Origin of the sequence: Natronomonas aquatica, assembly GCF_024449025.1 — an archaeon.
GTDB classification, from domain to species: domain Archaea; phylum Halobacteriota; class Halobacteria; order Halobacteriales; family Haloarculaceae; genus Natronomonas; species Natronomonas aquatica.
Window position 1 is genome coordinate 1 of record NZ_JAHLKM010000020.1, and the last position, 23,611, is coordinate 23,611.

A 23,611-nucleotide genomic window follows, 5' to 3' on the forward strand; every position below is an offset into this window, starting at 1 on the left:
TTCCAGGGTGATGTCGTCCAGCCGACCCATTATGCAGAAATACGATTGCTATAGTAAATACTTTCGCACGACCGTATCAATCGCTATACTGTGGTGAGTCGGATCACTCTGAAACAGTGGCCAACGGCAACTGAATCGGAATTACGCTTCCCTGTGGCTCATTCCGTGAGAGTTCAACTGTTCCAGCGAGTGCAGTCACAGCCCAGTAGACCACTCAAAGTCCGGTAGCTTCAGTGTGGCGCAGTCGTGTCTCCTCGGTTTCCGGGCGGCTTCCAACGGATGTAGAAAAGAATCTTTCCACCTATCACACCAATTATCGACACTAATTCGGCGTATTTGGACACGGCAGGGGAGTCTATACTAGACTCGGTTTTTGTTTTCTATTTGTCAGACAAACTGATACCGTCCTGCTATGATTATTTTACCCGTCGAATTTTCCCTCCGCTTTCGTCACGGGATAACAGTACATTTTCACTTCAATAAATCCTATATAGAGGTATTGGGGTATGTTTAATTGAACCTACCGAAAAATATGAAAATTATAAACTGCTTTTATTATTGGATATGTCAGACGCATCCGGATGGCGTCGATAAACCAGCAGAACGAGAGCATGTTCAGTTTCGACAATCAAGACATGATGGTGTTCATACTCGTCATGTCCCTTCACGGGTTGCAGATGATGTTTGCGGAGCTGCTACCCTCGTTCTCTCTCGGTGGCTTAGAACTTGAACTCGGACCGTTCCTGTTTATCTCCTACACGCTCGTCTTCCTCTTTCGGTCCTTTTGGGCATGTCTGGCTGTCCCAGTTGGCGGAATCATCTTTGGCGAAATCCTGATCGGCGATTTCAGTGCGTTCGGTGCGGTCGAGAGCTTGCTGATGATCACCATTTCGCTGTACATCGCAACGACGATGATTAATGATCCGGAGGATGTGAAATGGCTTGCAGTCCTGGCAGTGGTCGCCAAGGGGTTGGAAGAGCTCTCCGCCCAGTTCATCGACGTCGGGAAATTCTACGTCGGCGTCGAATCGCTTGAAGCCATCGAGTGGCTCCCGGAGACGATTTGGGCCGTCGAAATTGCGGGTGCAACCACCCAGGTCATCATCGCGGGGATCATTTTCGGCGCGCTTCCGATGACGTACTTCTATCCGAGAATGCGTGGCAAGATTGAGCCACTACTCGGGATGGAACCGGTTGAGGGCCACCCGAGCGGCAAACGAATTAATAATGACACGCTCAAGGGGCTTCTCGCGTGGGTCGTCCTGACACCTATCGCATTCGTTTTCGAGGCGTTCAGCGAGACCAGCGGTGCGTTCCTCGTCTTCGAACCGGAGTTCGTTGAGATCTACGGAGAGGTCTTCCTGGCAGTGCCGATCGTCGCCGCCGCGATCGTCGCCTACGCCGTGGTGTACTACCGTCAGCAGGACACCGCGTAATCGCCTCATCCCGTTTCTGTATTCCAATGAGTTCAACCACAATCACTGTCGACGACCTGACGTTCCGCTACCCAGGGAGCGACGAGCCGGTATTACGGAACGTCAACGTTGAGATCGACTCCGGGGAGTTCACAGCGATTATCGGAGGTAATGGGAGCGGTAAGACGACGCTGTGTAAGGCGTTTAACGGGCTTATACCCCACTTCTTCAACGGAACGTTCCAGGGAACGGTCAGTATCGGCGACACCGTGACCACTGAGAGTGACGTCTCTGGGCTTTCCAAGACGGTGGGCTACGTGTTCCAGGATTTCGAAAACCAACTCGTCCAACCGATCGTTCTTGACGATGTCGCGTTTGCACCAAAAAACCACGGACTCGAAGACTACGAAACCCGTGCTATGAGAGCGCTCGAATCGGTCGGCCTCGAAGATGCCGCCGACCGGTTCATCTGGGAACTCAGTGGTGGCCAGCAACATCTCGTCGCTCTAGCCGGCGTGTTGGCGATGGAACCGCAGTTCATTATTGTTGACGAGCCCGCAGCTCAACTTGATCCGCACAACGCACGGAAAACCTACGAACAGCTCCGGGAGATCCAACGGGAAACCGAGGTGGGCGTAATCGCGATCGAGCACCACACAGAGTTCATCGGTGATTATTGTGACCGTCTCGTGATGGTCGCTGACGGGGATGTGGCGTGGGCCAATCGGGTAGATGTCGGACTGAACCGGGTCGAGGAGCTGCTCGATGCAGATATTCATCCGCCTCAGGTCACACAGATTGCCCGGCAACTCCCGAACAAACAGGGAACCTTGCCTAGCGGTCGATACCCGGTGACCGTTGAGCAGGCGGTCAGTGCATTTCCGACAGGCTCACCCAAGGGGGATCCCCCGGTCAAACCGGACGGTCGCGGTTCCGACGAGACTCTCATAACCGTCAGTAATTTGACCCACGGCTACCCGACCCTTCGCGAGGGGCGAAAGACTGTCCTTGACGCGTTCGATCTGGAGTTGTACGCCGACAGCAGAGTTGCCCTCGTCGGTGCCAACGGAGCCGGGAAGTCCACGCTCCTGCGACTCCTGACCGGGCTCGAATCCCCCGACAAAGGAACAGTCACCGTTCTCGGTAACGACACGAACGACACACTCCCCGAGGAACTGGCCGAGGAGACTGTGTACATTCATCAGAACCCTGAAGAGATGTTCGTCGAAGAGACGGTCCGCGAAGACATCGCGTATTACTTGGAGAGCCGTGACGATCCCGACGTTGACGAACGGGTCGCCGATGTGATCGAATTTCTCGATTTGGAGGATATCGCCGACAGGGACGGTCGTCTCTTGAGTGTCGGGCAGCAACGACGGGCGTCGCTCGCTATCGGTTTGGCGACTGATCCCACCATCGTCCTGCTTGACGAGCCAACCGGGAGTCTCGATCTCCAGAGCCGCCGCGAAGTAACGAGGATACTCTCGCGATCTGTAACTCGAACAGAGACAGTCGTCGTCGCCACGCACGACCTACAGTTGGTGGCCGAGTGGGCTGACCGGGTTATCGTTCTCGGTCCGAACGGCATCCTCGCCGATGAGACGCCCCAATCGGTGTTCCAGCAACCTGGACTGTTAGAACAGGCCCACCTCCGACCACCGCAAGTCGTCGAACTTAGCGACCGTCTCGGGATCGATCCCCCCTCACTCACCAAATCAGACATCGTCGACCGCCTAGCAACACAGGGGGGCAGATAATGGGGTATCTTGATGCGATCCAGAACATCACGATTGCCGATATTAAGCTCGATCTGATGCGCACGGCCTACGACAACGACGAAGCGCTACTGAACAAGTTCGACCCACGTATTGTGATTATCTGGTCGGCAATCTTCGTTATTGTCCCGTGGTTCTTTTACGAGCCAGAGCCGCTATTCGCGATGCTCATAGCGGCGCTGCTCTTGGCGTACCTTTCTCAAACCAGTATCTACCTCCTCGTACTGCTTATATGGGGGAGCCTCTCAAATATTGGATTCATCGTTATCCTCAGTTCCGTCGTCTATTGGTGGCAAGGAGGGCCGGGCGGTCTCCGGGGAGCCGTCGTCGACAACAGCGTCGCGCTCCTTCCTTTCACGATGAAACTCACCGTCATCTCGGTCGTGAGTCTGGCGGCGTTTTCGGCGATGAGCCCGAAGAAACTCGCCAAGGGTCTGCTGAGTCTCGGCGTCCCGCGGCCTTTCACATTTGCGATCGCATATGGCTACCGGATGGTGCCGGTTCTGGTCGAGGAGTATCACGACCTGGTCAATTCCCTGCGGCTCAGAAACAAGGCCCCGGAGAAAAGCGGCCTGCTACGGTGGCGATACTACCTCTATCTGTTGAAACTCTCGATCAAGGCGTTTTATCCGATGGCGTTTAACGTTGCGAAACGCTCTAGAGTCACCGTTGAGGCGATGGAGACCCAGGGGTTTTCACATTCGCTCGGCAACGAAGCTAGCCGGGAACTCAGGCTTGGTGACCTCCAAATCCTCCCTCGGGATGTGACGTTCATGCTGGTTTCGTTACTGTTCGTCGTCGTGGTTTCAGTTTTCCTCTGAACGAGTTCGACTGCTTTCGTTTCCGAGTCATGATTAGTTTGACCCCGTCCGGTCGATTCTGGAGTGACAGACAACTACCTCTCCGGCGTCTTACCGCCCCATAGCTCGGGGTCGAAAAGCTGGGCTTGCCAGCTGCGTCACCATATCATGAATCCCGACCAGACCGACGGCTGCAGCGTCAGAAGCCAGTTGAAGCCTAAGAACCCGGTTAATCATTTCGCTGGGGGGATGGTCATCGTTTCTAATTGTAAACTCGACGCTGTATCAGCAAACAACCATAATATGGACAGGGGGGTGGAGATACCTGAGCAACTGGCCGCCCTGACCAGTGTTGATTTCTGGTATGGTCATAGAGTCGGCCAAGCCTGCGGTGACACATTCGCAACTGCTCGGGCATGAGTGACCACCCAGTGCTCTTTCATCGGTTGGCTGTCAAGCTTATCAATCATTATCAGACACGTCATACAACTCCTGCCCATCGAGTTTCGGGACGATGTCCCGACTGTCAATATTTAGTACATACTCGTAGAGGTCAGTGCGTTTTATGTCAGGCTTCTGCTCGTACTTCGGTCCTTTCGAAAATTTAACCATTTCACGGTAGACCGCGAGTTCGCGATCAGACGGTGGATCCTCAAACAAATGGCGAGCGATGAACAGGGCACCAGCGATGTCCTCCGGTGAGGGTTTCCGATTGGAGCCAGCTGCAACAAAATATGTCTCTTCGTTCTGTTCGCGAAGGTGATCGGCCAGTGCGACACCGTTCGTTAACCCACCAACATAAATTTCGACATCGTCGCCGCCGGCCAACCGGAGGTCGGTGACAGCGTTGCCGCCGTTCGTAGACGTCATCGCCGTCGGACGGCCCGCTACATCGACATCTTGGACAAAACTCGGGGAATTGAAGAAGTCGTACCCCGGCTCACCCTGATAATTCGGTCCGGAGCCTCCACCGATTTTCGCCCGGGGATTACGTTGCTTGAACGCCGGTTCGTCTCCTCGATCCTCTGTAATGTGAATGTACTTAGCGCCGCTAGCGAACAGTTCGGGTACTGTGGTTGAGAACTGTGCAATGTCGACAACGACGTAATTCCCCTGGTTCGGGTCTTCGGGTATCTGCTCCCGTGCGGGAATCATGCGGTCGATAAGTAGCGGATCCGCATCCCCGGCTGCAAGTAAACTCACACCAGGTGAACAGCCAGCATACACTTGAGGATGACTAAGATAGCTATATACCGATATAAAGACCTATTCAACGGAGAGCCGGTTGTCCGGACAATCGTTGAATGTGCCACGCCAGTGGTGGTTGCGGTCGGTCACGAGGACGATGAGACGCTGGCTGAGAGGGTTGCCGACGAGCGAGCGATGACACGAACGTCATCGTCCAGTCATTCTAGCGACGTAGCCCCGCTACGAGTGGAGTATGATGCATTCGTGTCCTGTCTTTTGTACGGCTTGATTCAACCTATCGATGAGCTGTAAAAATCAGCTGCTGAATACAGAGGCTGAATTCTACAATTGCCTCAGAATCAGTAGCAGTAACCGGTTTTTAGTAGCTTGAACGTGTTTTCTCTCTGTGAAGCGGGCCCCCGATTCGCTTGCCGATTTCATAAATGAGGTTCCTGAATCGGAAAAGACGCTCTTGGTAGTGAATCGGACGACAGCGGACCCACTCATCGACCTGCTAAACGACGCGTTCAGTAACCAGTCAGTAACGATCGCGGAACGGCAGGTCCCTGACGGAGCCGACGACCTCGTCTGTCTGATTGACGATGGACACGTCGTTGCGACCTCATCCTTTGAGCAATTGCGGAACTCGTTTTTATTGGTGAATGTTGATCAGTACCGAACAGGGGTCCAAGCCCGACATCCGGGCCGGTTTCCGGACGTGCTGACTGGATTGACAGAGACTGAATTCACAGTCGCTGGATTCCCGGCATCCACCAAAGAGAAGCTTCTGTTGGTGATGATCTCACGATTTATTGAGCAGCTTGCGCTGACGACGGGACAGGGGGAACTCCATAGCACATTTCAGCAACTCTCACGGCTGGATGACGAGTACGGCACCCGACGGATGTATGAGTGGCTCGGTGACAGCGGGACCGAGACACACGTCTACGGCGTCGATGACAATCCCGAAGCCGTCACAGATATAGACGTTGTTGTCCACAGTGGCGATACCGAGCCATACGGGCGGTCGTGGGTTGTCGCGTTTAGCCCGGAGACAGACGGGACGCACTCCCCGGTCGACACTGAACCGACTCATGCAGCGCTTGTCGCAATCGAGATCGGGCCGAACGTCTGGCGAGGCCTCTGGACGTATGACAGCCCCCGTGTCGAACGTATACTCTCGCATATCGACCAGGAATTTTGATCGATCGATCTCCACCGAGGTAGATGTGTCCGGTCTGCGAACAGCTCCTGATCGATACGCTCTCTGTACCTTGCACGGCTCAAAATACACGGTTGAGCATAGACAGGAACGTGACTGAATTGGAGCCTACCGACAATTCGAGGCGGAAGCCTCGCCGTTCACGGCTGTCTCTTACCCACGAGTCTCGTCGTTAGCCCTGCGAGAGTATTATAGTAGTCAGTAAAACTGTTAACACACCACTCACAGCCGGATGGCCAGCGACAGCCATGCTGGCCGGATACTCGCGAGTGGATCTGCAGTGGCTTCTACCGACTACTATAGCTATCTTGAGCAAACCGCAAGAAATCGGCAGGATAATCAGTCAGTGTGCGTTTTCGAGGCCGAGGTCACACAATCGTCTTATTCGTCGGTCCCCTCAATAATGTATGACTTTCAGCGTCTCGTGGCACGCGCTTTTGGATGACCTCGACGACCTCCCTGAGGGGTCGACGCTCACCACGCCGCTGTCGCATGACCGGTTTCGAATCACAGATGTACCGGAAACGGGTTCTCATCGAGTTTCCCGACCGCGACATCGACGAGACACGCCCGCTCCACTGCGACCAATTCGAAACGCTCTATCGGCGCATCGTCGAGAGTTCTTGACCGCTCTCGACACTCCACGGTGCAGCCGAGTCGGTTCTTTTCGGTCGATCGTATCCCGGAAAAGAGTCTACCACGATTGAGTTTGCCGGCTCACGATCACCCAGCGGTTGCCGCTCACCAGCGATGGTAAGATGTCCGTGGCGGCTACAAACCTTTGTCTTTGCTCTCAGCAGATTCAGCATTACTTTCTGGAGTGCAGACACAAGACACACTATGGGGACCACTGCGTCGAACCACCGACAGAGTTCTTACTCATACCCCGGCAATAAATCCAGTGAGACGTGCGAGTTGCTACCTGTTGGACTCGATGACGGGCATCACAACTACGGCCCCGTGCTGACTTTATCCTCTACTACGTACTTTCCTGACCCGCTGTAAGAGACAGGACGCTCATGCAGCAGTACCCGGGTAGCTGCCCCGAACACTCAGACAGTCGACGACCTCGGGAGTCGAACCTCGACTGTCGTTCCCTGTTCGTACTCCGGAATATTGACCTCGCCGTCCAGATTCCTGACAATCCAGTAGGCTAACCACAGACCCAGGCCCTGGCCGTGAACGAGTGGTTCCTCCACCCCGGTCGACAGCACTTCCCGTTCGGTTTCCGGAATCCCCGGCCCATCGTCCGCGATAGCGATCAGAACCCGGTCATCTGTCTCTGTCACCTCGACATCGATAGACGGGGGATTGCCGCCGTGCTTTGCGGCGTTGTCGAGAATTTCCCACAGGGCCGTCTTTACACGTGGCAGCGCCTCCGCGACGGCCGCCTCAGGGCTATCGACGGCCACCGACGCGTCAGGATACCGTTCCCGGAGTTTCCGAACAGCCTCCTCGATGATCGGAACGACATCGACAGGCTCCAGGTCCGGTGACTGGTCCCGGTTCGCCTCGAGTTCGCGGGCCGATTCGGTGAGGCCGAGCAGCCTGTCGGCGGTTTCGACGATTTGGGTGGCTTTCGACGCCGCCTCACCATCGAGGTCCGTTGCCAGCATCTCGGCGTACCCATTGATTAGACTGAGTTCGTTTCTGACGTTGTGGCGCAATACGCGGTTGATTACGCTGATGAGTCCTTCGCGTCGCCGCCGCTCGGTCGCGTCCCAGACCATCGATTGTGCGCCGACGATGTCGTCGGCTGTTTTCCTTTCGTCCGGGACATTCGGATCGTATATCGGCACGACGCGGATATCTGTATGCACTGTTTGTCCAGCGCGGTTCTCCAGTGGGAAATCCCGCACTTGGAGCTCCTCGCCGTCCGCTACTTGATCGAGATATTCTTGGGCCAAGTCGCTCGTCTGCTCATCGGGAACGATGACGTCGGTCGGTTCGCCGTCGATTTCGTCGGCCGTGTATCCCAGAAAGTCCTCGACAGAGGGTGACGCGAACGTGAACCTCCGCTCGTCTATGTCAATCCGGAAGACGAAGGCGAAACTTGCGGCGATGACGGCCCGGTAGAGCTCGTTTCGCTCCGCAAGTTCCTGTTCCCGCCGGTTTAATTCTCGGCGCTTCCGTTCGATGGAAGTCACGTCGGTGAGGGTCAGTACCTGCGCCGCCGACTCGCCGACTCCCACGCCCTCGGTGGAAACGAGGTAGTACTGGGTGTGTTCTCCGCGTTCATTACTGACGATCCGATCGCCGGGTTCGACAGCTGCTGCTACCTCCGGGAGAACGTCTTCGAGACGGTCACCGGTGGCACCCGCAAGCGCCGGAAACGCAGTTGTCGCTGCGGGAGAGTAGTCCTCTATCCGGCCAGCGCTGTCCAGAAACACCGATGGAGTCCCGCTCTGGGCAGTACTTCGAACCGCCAGAAAGCGCGGCGCGAAGACGAACATGGTTCCAAGAGCAAAGACTGCGACGCCGATCGGGGCATAAATAACGTCTAACAACTGTGGTGTCACAAGCGCGAGAACGTCGACGACGACCGGTACGCCGAGTATCGCTGTCAGTACACCGAGGGGGCGAGTATCGTACCCCGACTGGACATAGAGTTCGAATATCATGAACAGCCCCACAGCCGAGAGCACGTACGACAGCCCGGTTGCGCCCCAGTGGAGCAGTCCGTGCTCGATTGCCAGATGGCGGAAAGGCGTCGTCGCTTCCCGGGTCGTGAAATACACCCCGTGGAGCGGGTTCGTCAGTTTGAGCAAAGACACAGTGAGAAAGACACCGAGTCCGAGTCGGCGCAGCGTGGTATTCCGATGGAGCGTCCGACCGGTGTAGGCCGAACAGAAGTATAACCAGGCCCAGACAGTCGCAAACCCGAAAATGAGTCCGACTGTGTAGACGGTCTCTCGGAACGGACCGGGAATCACGAAGAAAACCGTCTTGAATACCGCCCAGGCCCCTGCCGTCCCCAGCAATCCGACCATCCCGGCCTGTATCTCGGGGTCATCGAACGTTTTGGACCGGGGAATCAGGAGCAAACAGGCCACTCCGCTGAGCGAGAACAGACCGAGATATACCAGTCCGACAGGATCAGCCCACGGTGAGGTCATGAAGTTACCCTTCTTAAGTATTACAAAAATAAAAATGGGGGGTACGAGGTATCACACGCGTAGGTGCCCGATCTCGAATTGATCTGTTCCCGCGCATCGCCATGGTCGGGAACCCCGGACTCGGGGTGCTGCTAATCGATGGATATGAACGCTTCTATGTTGTACGCAGGTTCTACCAAATTCCGGACAGATCGACCCGAGCCGCACAACACGTAGGCTGTGAATCGGTTACAGTCTTGTGATCAAGCTCCGTGTAGATTTCCGACCGCCGGGCGGGGATTATGTTTGCACCCTCACTCGATAGTGATTGTTGCCGTCTCCGTCCGAACTTCGTTGACTGCCATCTCTACCTCGTATTCGCCCGGTTCGCTCGGGTTGTCGACGGCTGGGTACTCGACCAGCACCGTATCACCTTGCATAAGCGTGTAGCCTGTGTCAAGTTCGATGCTAAACGAGAAATTATTGTTGTTGACTCCGCTGATGGCACTGGCCTCGAACTCTTCGTCGGCGTTCCCGTCGCCGGAGGAATCGACGCCGAGCCCGATTGCCTCATGCTGTGCGGACTGTACTACGAACCGGTCGCGGGGATAGGTGGCGCTTACCGACTGCCACTCGCTATCGGCGAGGTCTTCACCGACGGTCAACCGGAGTGACTGACTCGTCCGTTCTCCCGCGGTGTTGTCCCCGGGTTCTACCGGATTTTGATCGTTATTGGTGGTGTCGTTGTCGCCCGATGAGCAGCCTGCCAGTCCCGCCGCAAGGGCCGTCGCTGCCCCTGCGAGGGCGGTTCGTCGTTTCACAATCTCGGTAAGTCGCTTGACGCATTAATGGCTGTTGCCCGGCCCAGAGGTGGGTTACCACGGTGTATCGGCATCGGATCCGACGCTATCCCGAGTGCGAAACGGCACTATTTTTTGCGTGTGATTTACTTACATACACGTGGCAGAATTACTGATCCTGGTGGGACTGGTAGTTGCAGTCTTCGTCGGGTACAATATCGGCGGGTCATCAACCGGGGTCGCTTTCGGGCCGGCAGTCGGCAGCCGCGCCGTCAGAAAAGTCACCGCCGGAGCACTGTTTACGGTCTTCGCGTTCCTTGGAGCGTGGACAATTGGGCGGAAGGTCATCACGACGATGAGTACCGAAATCATCGATGCAGCAGCCTTTACACCCGCCGCGAGCGTTGGCGTTCTCTTTTTTACCGGGCTCGCACTCCTGATCTCGAACCTCTACGGTGTCCCGGCGTCAACCTCGATGACAGCCGTCGCAGCAATCGTCGGACTCGGATTGGCAACGGGGACGCTCAACACTTCCCTGATGTTTACCATCCTGTCGGCATGGATCGTCGCCCCGCTGGTCGCCGTCTTCACAGGTGCGTTTATCGGCAGGTATCTGTACCCGCACCTCGACGCCAAACTCGAATTTGGTCGCCTTCGGAACCCGTTGATCGCAATCGATACCGAGGGGAGACTCCCACGGCTATCGGTCAACGATACCGTCTCGTCTCGGGATCTGGCCGGATCAGCGCTTGTGGTGGCAATTGCCTGCTATATGGGGTTTAGTGCCGGGGCCTCGAACGCGGCGAACGCAGTCGCCCCGCTTGTCGGTAACGGGTCCCTTGACCCCAGCCCGGCGATTTTCCTCGCAATAGGGGCCATCAGCGTGGGCGGTTTCACGATTGCTCGGCGGACGCTGGCGACCGTCGGCAACGATATCACCGAGATGCCGATTCTGGCAGCGCTCATTGTTTCGACCGTGGGGGCGACGATTATCACCGTCCTCTCGTGGCTCGGGATTCCAGCCAGTCTCGCCGTGAGTACGACCAGTTGTATCATCGGGCTCGGGTGGGGGCGTGCAAGTCGAGCACGGACGCTTGCAGAGATAGTCACACAGTCACCTGCCGATGAATCCGCTCCAAAGTTTACGACTGGTGCACTCAAACTCCCGCCAGTTGAAGACGATAGGGGGGTCGCTGCGAGCCCAACTGTGGGCGAACTCGCCGAAGGCGAAACTCCTCACCAGGACAGACAGCACGAATCCGGGGACAGTGTGTCTAGCATCGGCGAGAAAGACCCGGAGGAACTGTCCGCCGAAGGCCTGTTCCACCACGCAGCGGCAGCTCGCGTCGTGACACTCTGGGTAATCACGCCGATAATGTCGCTCGTGGGGGCCTATGCCTTGTTTTCATTTCTCGGCTAAGAGGACCCCTCGTCTGTCCATCGGGATCAGTCGTGGTCAGGGACACCGCCCACATACAAGAATCGTGCGCGGGTGGTCGGCCGGCGTCTTTGGTATCAAGACGGCTGTGTTGATTTGATCCTCGTTCGAGTATGTGGGAAAAGCTCAACCGTTACAAAAGCGAACGCGTAGCAAATGGTGGCAACAGGTAGGGAACAGTTCAAACCGACGCTACCACCTGAGGACGCAGTACCGGCAACCATACTTGCCGTTCCGGGAACGGTTATCCAAGAGTACGCCGTTGCCGATGTACTCGCCGACGCAATCGAGGCGGTTGATCCGGATCTCCTCATCGCGACACCGCCCAACGAAGCGGCCGTTTCCGGGCCGCACGTCGCCAAGCTAGTCGATGTTCCAGTAATCATCCCGAAACGGAACGCAACGCCAACGGTTGAGGTCATCCCGGAGGCTGAGGTCGGGATCATCGCAACGAATACCCCGACGGATCTCCCTGCGACTCCAGCTGACCTTGCTCGTGATCTTCCCAACGCCCGCAATCTCGATGGAATCGATCACGGCTATCTCGTTACTGATCGGTTGGAACTCTCGATCGATCCGCATCACCGACGTACCCGGCTCGAAGGCATCGAATCATACACAACTGAGGTTCCGACGGCGTGGCGGACGGATGCTATCACGCATCTTTCGACCCGACTTCGTCCGGACTACACGACAGTCCACCGATACACCGATGGCGGAGATGATACCACCGAACGCACGCTTTCGATTCACGGCATCGGACTCACAACGGGTAATCTCGGTGCTGGAGTCGATGAGTCCACACAAGAACTCGCCGTAGCGAAGGTGTACCGTAATGGTGCCGTTTGTACCACCTCGTACGATCCAACGAACTTTGGGCTCCGAGGTCTCGACCAGGTCGGCCAAACGCGTGCCGAACGGCTCCGAAAACGTGGCTACGATACACGAGAGGCTGTCTCCAGAGCGGAGGTACACGAGATCGCAGATATCCGTGGCCTCGGGCAGTCCACAGCAGAGACAATTCAAGCATCGGCCACCGCCGTCGCGAACGGCGAGGTCGTTCCGATCGGCGATGGGGCTGTTCCGGATGGCGATCCGATTTTCATCGATATCGAGACGAACGGGCTCAACGGCTCAACTGCGTGGCTTATAGGAGTTCTCGATGGCGATGCGCGGACGGGGACATATCTGCCGTTCAGACAGCGTACTCTCTGGAAGCCAGCCGAGCATCTCGAATCATTCCTGACGTGGCTCGCTGGGACGGCGGCTAATCGACCGGTTGTCGCGTGGAACGGGTACGACTTCGATTTCCCGATCATCGCCCGACAGCTCGAAGAACACCACCCCGACCGTCTCGAAGAGTGGCGTACCAGATATCGATTTGATCCGCTGTCATGGGCGACCCAGCAGGATAATGCAACGCTCCCGGGGCGGAGTAACAAGCTGGAGGCGGTTGCCACAGCGCTCGGTTGGGAGCCACAAACAGGCGAGTTGGACGGGCAAACAGCCGCCGAACTCTATAATGCGTGGGCGACCCAGTCCACTGGAGCCGAAGCCCGATTCACACCCGACTGGAAGCGGTTTGAATCGTATTGTGAAGACGACGTGCGGGCTCTGGCCACGATATATGAAGCGCTCGGCGAGGCGTCCCGTCGGCCGCCTGGTACGGCAACTAACCGATCGACGACAGAGACGACGTCCCAAGGATCCCTCTCGGATTTCTCATGAGCGATCAGCCACAATCACGGCAAAACGTCCTGTCGAAGGATGCACTTGAAGCGACGTTTCCCGAATACGACGATCAAATCGTCGACAGCGAGCGGCTCCCACCGCGGGAGGCAACGACGGTCCCTGCTGAGGCGGTGCTTCGGGACGAGTTGGCCAGGGAGTTGGACAACGATCTGTTTAGCCATCAGGCAACAGCGCTGGAGCGGCTTGCTAACGACGAGAACGTGGTGGTAACGACACCTACGTCCTCGGGCAAAACATGGATTTACACGCTGCAAATCGCCAGAAACCATCTCGACGATCTGGATGCAACTGCCCTCCTGTTGTATCCGATGAAGGCGCTCACGCGGGATCAGGAACGAGAGCTTAACGACAAGCTTCGCGGTGATTGGAACACCGATCCAACTATCGGTGTCTATGACGGTGATACATCGAACGACCGCAAGCGACAGATTCGGGAGAACGCGAACGTCATTCTGACAAATCCTGCGGGACTCAACGTCTATCTCCCCCGTCACGCGAAAGACAGCGGCTGGCAGCGGTTCTACAATAATTTGGAACTGATCGTCGTCGATGAAGCACACGAGTATTCAGGCGTCACGGGAACGCACGTCGCGTGGATTCTCCGGCGACTGCGCCGGCTCTTACAATACTACGATTCCGATCCACAGTACGTCATGACGACAGCGACTATCGGAAATCCGGCGACGCACGCCAATCGCCTCACGAGTGAGCAGTTCGCTGTCGTTGATGAAGACGGGTCGCCGCGAGGCGCCCGGGATGTTGTCCTTTGGAAGCCCCCGATCGACGAGGAAGCTCTCGAGACCGCCAACGAGGCGAATATCGATCCCGCCGAGGCCGAAGCCGACTTTGAGGAGTTCCGTATGTCTGCGGGTAATGAAGCGGCGAAGGTAGCTGCACATCTCGTATTGAACGGTCGACAAACGCTCCAGTTCTGTTCGGCGAGACAAGCAACGGAGATCGGAGTCAGACAGATCGAGTCAGCGGCTCGTTCTCACGACGAATCCGGCTATGTAGAGGCAAAAGCCTACCATGCGGGGCTCGGCAAGCGTACCCGTCGCGGTATCGAACAGTCGCTGAAACTGGGCGAGCTCGACGTTGTAGCCTCGACGAACGCGCTCGAACTCGGTATCGATATCGGGTCCGTCGATGCGACGGTCACGACCGGATATCCAGGCACGCAACAGTCGTTTTGGCAACAGATCGGTCGGGCCGGCCGTGGGACGTCGGATGCGCTATCGGTCCTCGTCGGCGGGAGCGATGCGATGGATGGGTACATTATGGATAATCCCGGCTATCTGTTCGACGATAACGTCGAAGACGCCGTCGTCTCGATCGATAATAACCGGGTGTACGCCGATCACTTACTCGCTGCCGCCAAAGAACGGCCCCTCACTGAGGCCGATACTGGTGTCCTTGGTGATCCGAAGCGGTTCAGAGAGGTCGTCGAAATGTGGCAGGACGCCGGCGTCCTCGAACGGACCGTCGATCTCGAATCCGGGGTGCTCTATACCGGCGACCGACGCCCAGAGTCCAGAATTTCCATGTACTCGACGAGTGGGACTGAGTTTATCGTCCGCTCGACAGACGACGATATCGATCACGAGCCGATCGCCGAGGAACGCGCGTATCGCGACTATCATGAAGGTGCGTTGTTCTATCACGATGGCCAACAGTACGAGGTGATTGATGTCGAAAAATCTGGAATAAAGCCACGGGTTCTCGTCGAGCCGAAGAACTCCGGTCTGTATACGCAGACACTTTCGGAAAAACGAATCACGAACCTTCGCCCGGAACAACGCCGCGAATTTGACGGCGGATACGGGCTTCACTTCGGTCGTGGGACGGTCACCATCACCTACAATCAATTTTTGATCCGGGAGATCAGTACCGGCAACGTAGTCGACGGACCGCTCCCAACCGGATCGCCACCGCTCACACTCGAAACGGAATTACTGTGGGTCACACTCCCGGAGACCCACATCGACGAGACCATTTCAGCCCTCGAGGAGCCGCTGTTGACACCCACTGACCGGGCCGAACGCGATGCTGGCTTGACGGAGCCGGCACTGTACACCTATGCTGGTGGGATCCACGCCGCCGAGCACGGAGTGATTCAGCTGTCACCGCTAGAACTGATGATCGACAACTCGGACATCGGCGGCCTCTCGATGCCTCAACATCCTGACGGCAGCATTCCCGGCCCCGTCTGGTTCGTCCATGACGGTATCGACGGCGGAATCGGGTTTTCTCGGGCGATTTACGAGAACTTCGAGATCATCGCTGAACGAACGCGTGATCACCTCGAGACCTGTGATTGTCAACGGCGGCGTGGCTGCCCTCTCTGTGTCATGTCCGAACACTGTGGTAACGAGAACGACCCTTTGGATCGTGTCGTCGGCCAGCGTATTCTCGAAGACGTATTGAATGCAATATAGGCCGGAAAAACACCCGTGGGAACTGTATGCCCTACGGACACCAGGATCTCCACGAAGTGTCTGTAGAGTACGTCCCCGGAACGGGAAGCCTCGGGGGTTGCTCCGGTGACCATCACGAGTACTGCACGAGACTTGCGTCAGTTCGATCTGCGAGGTACGAGCGGATATCCTGTTCGCGCCATCCAAGCGGGGAAAGTACGCTTTCGGCAGCCCGGTAGAGCTGTGTTTCATAGAACGTTGTATCGTACGTGTCCGGCTGTTCGGATGCCAGCCGGATCCGATCGACTGTCGTAGCGGTATCGTCCACGACGACAAACGAGACGTGTTCACCGGGTGATCTCGCGTATCCCTGCTGTGTGGCGCGGGTGGCTGCGGCGGCAGTTCGTGTGCTTCGCGTATATTCCTCGGCGTGTTTCGAAAGCCGAATCTCGATCACGAGATCATCGGTATCAACAGCATCTGATCGTAGATCCTCAAGTCGTGCTGCGAGGCGGTCACAGACTCGTTCTGGACTCCGGTGTGCATCAAGCGTCTCGATGAGTTCCCGTTGCGTCTCTTGGATGAACGTCGGTGTGCTTCGTTGTCGGCACTCGATCCCGCGGTACTTGAACTCGCTATCGTCTGCTCGACCGAAGTACTTCGTCAGGGCGCCAGCGTCGCTGTTGCGCTGGGGAACGAAGGCGATCCAGTCGTAGGCCGCTTCGTGTTCCAGGCGGATATCGACCGCGTCAGTGACCAACTCACAGAGTTCCTCAGGCGCTGTCTGCTCGCTATCGGGGCGTGGTGTTACCCACAGGCTGTCGACGATCCCGTGGACGATCTCCCAGCCGTTCGCCTCCAGGATGGCCTTCGCCTCAAGCAAAATCTCGCGGGCGAAGGCGTTGATCGCCTCGTGGCATTCGATCCGACCGAACTTCGCGTTCGAAAACCCCTGATACCCGAAACAGGAGACGAGAATCCACTTGATCGCGCTTGAGCGACCCTCTAGTTCCGTTCGGCGTTCCGGGTCGGTCGTCTCGCGGAGTTCCCGCTTGATCGCGTCACGGTCCTCGATGAGCGGTTCCAACACGTCGGGTAGATACCCGCGTTCCGGACAGAGGCTATAACCGAGGCCCGGCACGTCATCGCGGTCCGGGTGGCAGTCACAGCGGACTGTTTCCGGACTGATGTTCAGCGTGACGATGATGTTCGGATAGAGACTCGAGAAATCGAGTTCGTGGACGTCTTCGTGGAACCCGACATCGGGAGCGAACGTGAAGCCGCCGCGGTCGGCATCGTGGAGCTGCTGCATCGACTTGAATCGCTCGTGGCGCCAGGAACGCCACGGGACCAGGACGTTTCGCTCGTAAGCGTGGTGGATCTGAATCGCAGTGAGAATCCGCCCGATACTCGCCCAGGCCAATTCCTGAAGCGGAAGTCCTGACCGTTCGACCAGATCAAGGCAGCCGTCGAGGTTCGTCTCGTCCCACATGAACGTGTTCGAGCGATCGATGAGTACTCGCCCGGAGACGTTGTACCGGGCCGGTGAGTGTCCGACCTGACCGTAGCTTTCATACGTCGATTGGCCGGCCAGTTGTTCGTATCCGGAACGTCGGCCGAGGTCGAACTGTTCGTTGCCGCGTTGGTCGGCCAACTCGTACAGTTTCGGGATGAGACGGCTGGATTGTAGGCTCAATATGTCCGGGTCGATCTGGTTCAGTCGTTCGGTGATCGTTTCGAGGATTGCCGTTTCGCCGTCGACGGTGACGCCGTCGACAGTCACGGTTCGGAGATTGTTGCGAGCGAGTTGTTCTGGTGGTGCGTCTATCGAGACGGTTCGTAACGATCGTTCAGGCACCGGAATGCGTCCGGTTTCGAGGCAGAATCGGAACTCGCGCGTGAAATCGACGTTGTAGAGTCGATAGGTGCCCGGCGAGCCCCACCCTGCGACGGTGCTGGCAACGTCGGATACGGCGTCGATACGACCGATATCGGCACGTAAAACGGGTCCGGCATCGTGTCGAAAGCCAGTCCGCCACTCCTCGACGGCCGTCCGTTCGACGGCGGGGAGTTCGGCAAGGTGTCGTCCGACCGTTGCCAGTCGGTCCTGATCGTGATCGGGTGTCCCGACATAGATCGTCGCTGTGTACGATTCGATTCGTGCTGCTGTTGCGCCATCGTCGGTCAATAACCACGCGAGAACATCGCCATCGCGGTAATCGAATTTGTACGGCATCAGTCTCGGCCTCGATTACTCACGTTCGGTCTCGAGTTCCGCTTCGAGCGTCTCGAGTCGGTCTTCGAGTTCATCGAGCCGTGTCTCCTGTTCGAGATCGATCGAGATCAGTATCGGAAACAGCGGTTCGTCGTGATTGAGGTAGCCGCCGGCATCGGCATGGGCCTGTGCGTATTCGAACAGTCGCCCGAATCGCGGTTGGTCACGGCGTCGGAGTGCGCGTTTGAAATCGTCCCAGCGTCGTTCCAGCGCTTGGATGGTGTCCCGGTAGGTCGGGTTAGTTCGACCCACGGAGCATCACCTCCGGCTGACCGGGGGCGGCAACGGTTGCACGCTGTGTGAGTACGTGTTCCCAGAACGCAAGCGTCGTCTGGACGCCCCCGTCTTCGAGGGGATAGACGAGCGTCTCGAACTGATCGCCGACGAACCGGGGCCCGAATTGTGTCGCTTCACACCGAATCGTTTCATCGACATGTCGGGCGATCGGTGCGCTGAGGGCGTCCTGCTGATGGCATGTTAGCACAACCGGGGTTTCGGTCTCCCGACAGCGGTTCGTGAGCGTCGAGACCGCCGCCCGAAGCAGTTCCTCGGCGTCGACGCCTTGGATGTCGTCGTCGCGGTACATCGCATCGACTGCCGGGGCGACGACGAGTGCCGTCTCTGCAGTAACCAACTCGGCGGCTCGGTCGAGAAGTACAGCGTGTTGATACGCGGTAAAACCCCTGGCGACCTGAATGCGATCTAATATCCGTGTGCTTGGTGCGACGCGGGCGAGCGTATCCGTCCGGGCGTGTCCGGCTGCGTCGATCCAATATCCAGGACCGGCGTTCATCAACAGGTGGTCTAAGACCAGGGCCTGCAGTGGACCTGTTGAGGTTTCATCGGTGTTTAATAAGTAACAATCAGTACCGAGAGACGGCAAGGTTGGCGTTGTCCGGGTGGCGGTTGCTGGACGCATAGTCAGCTAAAGAAAGAGGTGCACGATAAGCCGTAGTGCGTGCTTTCCGGAATTTCCGATTCCCCTATCCTACCGACCCCGTCTGGAGGTGAGAATCAATCCCGAGTATCCGAGACATTCCTGTTGAAATCCTCGATCGGAGATGAGAACTGTCGAAGAACTCACCACTGGCAGGTCTGGTTTACCGTATCCTGGATGAAACCATCTATATCCACAGAAAAACAAGAAACCCAGCGAGCATCGAGACGGTGAGGAGGACTTGTATCGCCGTTGAAGCAAGCATCCCGATAGCTGTGACCGCCGCAGTTCGTCCCCCTCGGCGGACATCACCGTGCCGAAGATACTCCAAGAAGAACACCGCTCCAACGACACCGAGGAGAGCGCCGAGCGGACCGAGGACGAACAGGAGTCCGATCGCCGCGATAGCGGCAATAATGGTCGTTCGAATCGATGCACCGCCGATCCGTGCCGAGAGTGCGCTTTCGAGGAGATCGAATACGACGGTGAAGACGCCCAAGATTACGAATCCGAGAAACGCGATAGTTCCGATTTCCCCTGTTACCATCCAGTAGTATGCAACTCCAAGTGTTGACAACGCCCCACCCGGGATCAGCGGCACGAAACTCGCGGCAATACCGACGAGCAACAGTATGATCGTGACGACGATCGGATCAAGCGGGAGCATCCACACACAAAACGACGAGGAACGACGAAACGGTGTCGGAGTGGTTCTCAGGGAAGCCCCCCGGACAATATCCTCTTGATCGTCAGCGGATGAATTCGACGACAGAGGTTTGTCTCTACTGCCTAGTAGGTCTGAACGGATTTCAGCAGAGCCTACGAGACCGACACGGGTCGATACGTGCGCCCGCGGTTCTGCCCTTCGGCGACGATGAGGTTGTACTGACACATCTTCGTGAGATAGTTTCGCATCGTCCGTTTCGTCTTTGGATCGTCGACCTGTTCGCGATACATTTCGTATAAGTCGCCAGGAGTGATACTGCCGTGATTGGTGATTATCTCGTACAGTTGTTGCTGATGTGGAGTCAGCGTCTCGACGGTCCTTTGCTGGACTTCCGATCTCGCTTCGGGGATCGAATCGGTGATCGCGGCCGACGTGATCTGGTCAGTGCCGTCCCGTTCGGCTCGCTGGGCTGCGTTCCGGAGGATGCCGATCGCCACGCGGGCGTCACCGGCTGCAGCGTCGGCGATCCGTTCTAGTTGTGACCGGCCGATCGCATCGGCAGTGAGACCACGGTCTACACGAGCCTGCAAAATCCCGACCAGTTCGTTGAGTCCGTATTTGTCAAACCGGATGCGGGTAGTGTTCATAAGCCGGCTAGAGAGCCGTTCGTCGATCCGGGCGAACAACTCCTCTTCGCGGTTCGCGATGAGCACCATCGAGATGTTCGGGAGGGTGTACAGGTCGTACAGGACGTCCATGTCTTCGAGTTGATCGACCTCATCGAGAACGACGACATATGGCGGCCCGTCGTACTGTCGGAGCCGTTCGAGCAGTTCGTCTTTCGGTGTCGATTGTCGGTGGACATCGAGTGTCTGGCCGATGCCTTCGAGGATTCGGTAGATGGTGCGAAAGCGCGTGTAGTTCTGCCAGCAGTTGACGTACTGGTGTTCGATGTCGATGACTTCCCGCCGAAGGCGCTCGACGATGAACTTCGCGAGACAGGTTTTTCCGGTACCCGAGGGACCGAAGAGAAAGGCTGTCTCCGCTGGTTCATCGCGGGTGATCGGCTCCAACGCGTTGGAGAGTTGGTTCGCTTCGGGATCGCGGTGGACGACCTCCTGGGGGACGAAATCGGCTTGCAGGACACGCGCATCCCGAATCATTACCGACGTCTTTTTCGCGCAGGGTAATAAGCGGAAGTGAGTTGTTTCCGATTTTTCCGATACTCGCTCGAGTGACAAACGGACAAAGCGGACGATCGCTCCAGATCCGGCTCGATAATCGGAATTCCGGAAACTGCTCGCATAGCCTGATACCGACGAGTAACCGATACGCCGGTACAACCGATGGGGACGAAACTCACGCCAGTCGCGTTCGATATCGAAACGTCCGGCTTCGAAACTGACGCGGTCGTCACGGCCGTCGGATTCGCCCTTCCACTCGGCTGTCGGGTCATGATTAACACCGACCAGCGGCCAGCCGATCGAGCGGCATTAGAGACAACTCTCGGGGATCGATTCGACATAACGCTCAAACTGAGCTGCCACCGGACGGAACAGGAACTGCTCAAATCTCTCACCGAATTCGCAACCGATTCGTTGACGCCGAAGGAGTATCTGCTCGTTGCGTACAACGGCGAACGGTTCCGAAGTGGCTTCGACCTGCCGTTTCTTCGAACCCGCTACACGCTTCAAGACGCTGCCTGGCCGTTTATTGATGTGTCCTACGCGGACCTGATGCCGATCTTCCAACATCGCTTCAACACGCAACTCGATGATGAACCCGCTGCTGATCTCGAGGGCGTCTACGAGACGATCGTCGGCAATGAATTGACAGCAGTTGATCCGTTCGAAGATAGCAACCAGGCCGTCGAAGCCTTCGAAGACGGCGCCTTTGAGGCACTCTTGCGGCACAATATCGCAGATATTCTACGGACAAATGCGTTGGCCGCTGTTGGAGAGCAGTACTGTGGAAAATCGGAGTTTGATGTGAAATCTCTGACACCAACCGTTTCCGATTCGACCGTCTTTCGGTCGAGCGCGCACGAATCGGTTCGCCATATCTTTTAGTACGCGTTATCGGATAATCAATCCCTGGTTGCTACGGGCTGTGGTCCGCCCCCGTTGAGTGATTTTTCCTACTTCCGCTTGGCCGTGAGTTAGCTCACAACTGGAGATGTGAGGTCGAATCCGGCGCGTCGTCGTCATCATCATCACTCGGTCCGTCATGGAGAAACCGCACGTCGTCGTCAGTAAGATACACCTGACCGTCTTCGACCTCGATTTCGACAGAAAGCAGCGTCGTCTCCGCGGCCTCACCGCTGTCACAGTAGCCCGAACAACTGTCGAATGTAGAGCCGTGTTTCGGACAGATGATCTCGCCATCACGTGTCACGACGCCGATCTCTTCGCGGTACAGCCGCTGTTGCTCGTGGGTACAGTTGTTGACCCACGCCTGCACCGGCGGTTTCTCGTTTTCGTCACACGGAATCAGAAAGACTTCCGTTTCCTCACCATGGGCGTCTCGAACTGTAAACAGATAGCCGTCCTTGCGGACATCTGCGACGCTCGCAATTCGATAGCGCATGCTACCGATTCGGGCGGAGAGACAACTAAAAATTGCGCTACGAGAGGATTTGAGAGCAGGATCTGGCTGTCGCCGAACGGATATCAGACTTGCAGCACTACCATTTTCAAGCATACCCAGTCGAGACGGTCACTCTGACGACGAACGATATACTCGTATGGGCCATGTAGTCGCGGGATTGACACTCGCAGTTGTCCTTGCCATGGCTGACCTTCTTGATCACCACCACCACGGTTCCCTCGCTCGATGATGCGGAGTGAAAACGGTCAGTTTCCGGTCTCTGGACGACAGCAGGTTGACCGGGCGGTTCCTCTCGATCAGCCCCCTGTCGTTGGCGAGGAGTATCTCCTCGTCGTCTTCCGGGATGGGCGTGGTGACCGTCTTCATCGTTACGATTCACAGCGTTACGATACGCAATAGATGTAACAGATGATTCCTTCAGGCCGTAGCATTCTCGTTCTCATCCTGTTCGAGCCGGACACGATTTACAGAATACGACCACTGAATAGCCTATGGGCAGATCATCCGTTAATAAATACGATCGGTGTATTCGAGATGGTGGGGTTTATTGGTTTTCGAGCGCATCGAGGATGCACGCAGCGGCGATCACCGCTTCTTTCGGGACGGTGCTGGCATCGTCTATACTGACCGTGTAGGTGTCCCGTAGCGAGAACTTGCCTTTGATATCGCCGACATGATCGCCGTCCGCGTCGAATATCTCGTACTTGTTCGGAATCAGGTTCGTAACCGAGATGACGTGCCTGAGCGCCGAGAGCAGCTTGTTCTTGGATCGAATAGTCGCCAACTGATCCCCGGAATCGGGGTCTCGAATCGTCCAGTTCTCCATGAAAAGCGAGAGGTCCTCATCAAGGACGATGACTTCGTCGCCGGTACCCGCATCCATCATAGCGTAGCTACCTGCGACATCCAGAATACCGCCCGCTTTCACCGTGAATGCGTCATCGCCGTCACCGGTGACGAACGGGAACTCCTCTTTCATTTTGAACAGTTTCTGCTTCCCGCGCAAGACGATATCACCAGCGCTATCCCGGACAACGTACTTGTTCCGGATCCTTGGCTGCTTGACCACGTAACGGTCGTCATTCAGATCGACTGTAGAGATGTTGTACGTGGTCGACGCCGACTCGGTAGTGGAGGGCTCGGGCATAGGGGAATGTTGAGCACGCTCGAAAAAAGATTTGTGCTTATGTTAAAACATAATGGCTCAACGGCTTATCTGTCGCATG

The 23,611-nt window shown here is 56.8% G+C and carries 20 protein-coding genes and 1 pseudogene; 10 read left to right on the forward strand and 11 right to left on the reverse strand.

Translation table 11 applies throughout. The annotated features are described in order from the left end of the window. The first annotated feature begins 581 nt into the window (after positions 1-581). From KM295_RS12450 to KM295_RS12460, 3 genes are read left to right on the forward strand one after another with little or no spacing between them, the layout of a single operon-like run. The gene (locus KM295_RS12450) at positions 582-1,436 is read left to right on the forward strand and encodes a DUF8171 family membrane protein (RefSeq protein WP_256030282.1); all 855 of its coding nucleotides are present in this window, start codon (positions 582-584) and stop codon (positions 1,434-1,436) included. A 26-nt stretch (positions 1,437-1,462) separates the two neighbouring features. Beyond that, complete coding sequence (locus KM295_RS12455) at positions 1,463-3,172, forward strand: ABC transporter ATP-binding protein (protein WP_256030283.1); 1,710 nt, start codon at positions 1,463-1,465, stop codon at positions 3,170-3,172. Next, positions 3,172-4,011, forward strand: coding sequence for an energy-coupling factor transporter transmembrane component T family protein (locus tag KM295_RS12460; RefSeq protein WP_256030284.1), 840 nt, complete (start codon positions 3,172-3,174; stop codon positions 4,009-4,011). The genes KM295_RS12455 and KM295_RS12460 overlap by 1 nt, the downstream gene beginning before the upstream one ends. 441 nt (positions 4,012-4,452) lie before the next feature. Here the strand turns inward: KM295_RS12460 and KM295_RS12465 are convergent, their stop codons facing one another. Continuing rightward, positions 4,453-5,145: a 2-phosphosulfolactate phosphatase gene (locus KM295_RS12465; protein ID WP_272494402.1), complete on the reverse strand. Its 693-nt coding sequence runs from the start codon at positions 5,143-5,145 to the stop codon at positions 4,453-4,455. Positions 5,146-5,223: 78 nt separating this feature from the next. On the opposite strand from KM295_RS12465, the gene KM295_RS17115 reads away from it, so the two are divergent. The 3 genes and pseudogenes from KM295_RS17115 to KM295_RS17120 all read left to right on the forward strand — a co-directional run. After that, the gene (locus KM295_RS17115) at positions 5,224-5,490 is read left to right on the forward strand and encodes an exodeoxyribonuclease VII large subunit (RefSeq protein WP_418904799.1); all 267 of its coding nucleotides are present in this window, start codon (positions 5,224-5,226) and stop codon (positions 5,488-5,490) included. Between the two features lie 166 nt (positions 5,491-5,656). Beyond that, entirely contained in the window at positions 5,657-6,382 is a 726-nt protein-coding gene (locus KM295_RS12470; RefSeq protein ID WP_256030286.1) for a histidine kinase, read from the forward strand. 425 nt (positions 6,383-6,807) lie between these two features. Next, a pseudogene (locus KM295_RS17120) lies at positions 6,808-7,021 on the forward strand (DUF7983 family protein); the annotation flags it as partial. A 431-nt stretch (positions 7,022-7,452) separates the two neighbouring features. On the opposite strand, the gene KM295_RS12480 reads toward KM295_RS17120, so the two are convergent. Next, positions 7,453-9,453 carry an ATP-binding protein gene (locus tag KM295_RS12480; RefSeq protein ID WP_256030287.1) on the reverse strand — a complete coding sequence of 667 codons (2,001 nt, stop codon included), beginning with the start codon at positions 9,451-9,453 and terminating at the stop codon, positions 7,453-7,455. A 356-nt stretch (positions 9,454-9,809) separates the two neighbouring features. Beyond that, complete coding sequence (locus tag KM295_RS12485) at positions 9,810-10,316, reverse strand: hypothetical protein (protein ID WP_256030288.1); 507 nt, start codon at positions 10,314-10,316, stop codon at positions 9,810-9,812. Between the two features lie 139 nt (positions 10,317-10,455). Here KM295_RS12485 and KM295_RS12490 point away from each other — a divergent pair, with 139 nt between their 5' ends. The 3 genes from KM295_RS12490 (at position 10,456) to KM295_RS12500 (ending at position 15,920) form a co-directional block, all read left to right on the forward strand. Continuing rightward, on the forward strand, positions 10,456-11,715 hold the full coding sequence (locus KM295_RS12490) for an inorganic phosphate transporter (protein ID WP_256030289.1): 1,260 nt from the start codon (positions 10,456-10,458) through the stop codon (positions 11,713-11,715). Between the two features lie 174 nt (positions 11,716-11,889). Beyond that, positions 11,890-13,461 (forward strand): ribonuclease H-like domain-containing protein, encoded by a 1,572-nt coding sequence (locus KM295_RS12495; RefSeq protein ID WP_256030290.1) that lies wholly within the window; start codon positions 11,890-11,892, stop codon positions 13,459-13,461. Next, positions 13,458-15,920 (forward strand): DEAD/DEAH box helicase, encoded by a 2,463-nt coding sequence (locus tag KM295_RS12500; RefSeq protein ID WP_256030291.1) that lies wholly within the window; start codon positions 13,458-13,460, stop codon positions 15,918-15,920. The genes KM295_RS12495 and KM295_RS12500 overlap by 4 nt, the downstream gene beginning before the upstream one ends. Before the next feature lie 112 nt (positions 15,921-16,032). Here the strand turns inward: KM295_RS12500 and KM295_RS12505 are convergent, their stop codons facing one another. From KM295_RS12505 to KM295_RS12525, 5 genes are all read right to left on the reverse strand, one after another. After that, positions 16,033-18,135 (reverse strand): type B DNA-directed DNA polymerase, encoded by a 2,103-nt coding sequence (locus KM295_RS12505; RefSeq protein ID WP_256030292.1) that lies wholly within the window; start codon positions 18,133-18,135, stop codon positions 16,033-16,035. A 15-nt stretch (positions 18,136-18,150) separates the two neighbouring features. After that, complete coding sequence (locus KM295_RS12510) at positions 18,151-18,426, reverse strand: DUF8156 family protein (RefSeq protein WP_256030293.1); 276 nt, start codon at positions 18,424-18,426, stop codon at positions 18,151-18,153. Continuing rightward, complete coding sequence (locus KM295_RS12515; protein ID WP_256030294.1) at positions 18,413-18,967, reverse strand: RecA family protein; 555 nt, start codon at positions 18,965-18,967, stop codon at positions 18,413-18,415. Before KM295_RS12515 ends, KM295_RS12510 begins: the two co-directional genes overlap by 14 nt. A 331-nt stretch (positions 18,968-19,298) precedes the next feature. Beyond that, complete coding sequence (locus tag KM295_RS12520; RefSeq protein WP_256030295.1) at positions 19,299-19,778, reverse strand: DUF456 domain-containing protein; 480 nt, start codon at positions 19,776-19,778, stop codon at positions 19,299-19,301. A gap of 152 nt (positions 19,779-19,930) precedes the next feature. Next, positions 19,931-20,941, reverse strand: coding sequence for a Cdc6/Cdc18 family protein (locus KM295_RS12525; RefSeq protein ID WP_256030296.1), 1,011 nt, complete (start codon positions 20,939-20,941; stop codon positions 19,931-19,933). Between the two features lie 291 nt (positions 20,942-21,232). On the opposite strand from KM295_RS12525, the gene KM295_RS12530 reads away from it, so the two are divergent. After that, on the forward strand, positions 21,233-21,847 hold the full coding sequence (locus KM295_RS12530; protein ID WP_256030297.1) for a hypothetical protein: 615 nt from the start codon (positions 21,233-21,235) through the stop codon (positions 21,845-21,847). 94 nt (positions 21,848-21,941) lie between these two features. Here KM295_RS12530 and KM295_RS12535 read toward each other — a convergent pair whose 3' ends face one another. The 3 genes from KM295_RS12535 to KM295_RS12545 all read right to left on the reverse strand — a co-directional run bounded on the left by KM295_RS12535 (position 21,942) and on the right by KM295_RS12545 (position 23,532). After that, complete coding sequence (locus tag KM295_RS12535; protein WP_256030298.1) at positions 21,942-22,364, reverse strand: Rieske (2Fe-2S) protein; 423 nt, start codon at positions 22,362-22,364, stop codon at positions 21,942-21,944. Positions 22,365-22,583: 219 nt separating this feature from the next. Continuing rightward, the gene (locus tag KM295_RS12540) at positions 22,584-22,751 is read right to left on the reverse strand and encodes a hypothetical protein (RefSeq protein WP_256030299.1); all 168 of its coding nucleotides are present in this window, start codon (positions 22,749-22,751) and stop codon (positions 22,584-22,586) included. 178 nt (positions 22,752-22,929) lie between these two features. After that, a complete protein-coding gene (locus tag KM295_RS12545) occupies positions 22,930-23,532 on the reverse strand; it encodes an LURP-one-related family protein (RefSeq protein WP_256030300.1) in 603 nt (200 codons plus the stop codon). Between the last annotated feature and the right edge of the window lie 79 nt (positions 23,533-23,611).

Excerpts from the sequence above, each read along its gene's own strand:
- KM295_RS12450 (WP_256030282.1), top strand. The coding sequence starts at position 582 with ATGGCGTCGATAAACCAGCAGAACGAGAGCATGTTCAGTTTCGACAAT.
- KM295_RS12455 (WP_256030283.1), top strand. The coding sequence starts at position 1,463 with ATGAGTTCAACCACAATCACTGTCGACGACCTGACGTTCCGCTACCCA.
- KM295_RS12460 (WP_256030284.1), top strand. The coding sequence starts at position 3,172 with ATGGGGTATCTTGATGCGATCCAGAACATCACGATTGCCGATATTAAG.
- KM295_RS12465 (WP_272494402.1), bottom strand. The coding sequence starts at position 5,145 with ATGATTCCCGCACGGGAGCAGATACCCGAAGACCCGAACCAGGGGAAT.
- KM295_RS17115 (WP_418904799.1), top strand. The coding sequence starts at position 5,224 with ATGACTAAGATAGCTATATACCGATATAAAGACCTATTCAACGGAGAG.
- KM295_RS12495 (WP_256030290.1), top strand. The coding sequence starts at position 11,890 with ATGGTGGCAACAGGTAGGGAACAGTTCAAACCGACGCTACCACCTGAG.
- KM295_RS12500 (WP_256030291.1), top strand. The coding sequence starts at position 13,458 with ATGAGCGATCAGCCACAATCACGGCAAAACGTCCTGTCGAAGGATGCA.
- KM295_RS12505 (WP_256030292.1), bottom strand. The coding sequence starts at position 18,135 with ATGCCGTACAAATTCGATTACCGCGATGGCGATGTTCTCGCGTGGTTA.
- KM295_RS12515 (WP_256030294.1), bottom strand. The coding sequence starts at position 18,967 with ATGAACGCCGGTCCTGGATATTGGATCGACGCAGCCGGACACGCCCGG.
- KM295_RS12520 (WP_256030295.1), bottom strand. The coding sequence starts at position 19,778 with ATGCTCCCGCTTGATCCGATCGTCGTCACGATCATACTGTTGCTCGTC.
- KM295_RS12525 (WP_256030296.1), bottom strand. The coding sequence starts at position 20,941 with ATGATTCGGGATGCGCGTGTCCTGCAAGCCGATTTCGTCCCCCAGGAG.
- KM295_RS12530 (WP_256030297.1), top strand. The coding sequence starts at position 21,233 with ATGATTAACACCGACCAGCGGCCAGCCGATCGAGCGGCATTAGAGACA.
- KM295_RS12535 (WP_256030298.1), bottom strand. The coding sequence starts at position 22,364 with ATGCGCTATCGAATTGCGAGCGTCGCAGATGTCCGCAAGGACGGCTAT.
- KM295_RS12540 (WP_256030299.1), bottom strand. The coding sequence starts at position 22,751 with ATGAAGACGGTCACCACGCCCATCCCGGAAGACGACGAGGAGATACTC.
- KM295_RS12545 (WP_256030300.1), bottom strand. The coding sequence starts at position 23,532 with ATGCCCGAGCCCTCCACTACCGAGTCGGCGTCGACCACGTACAACATC.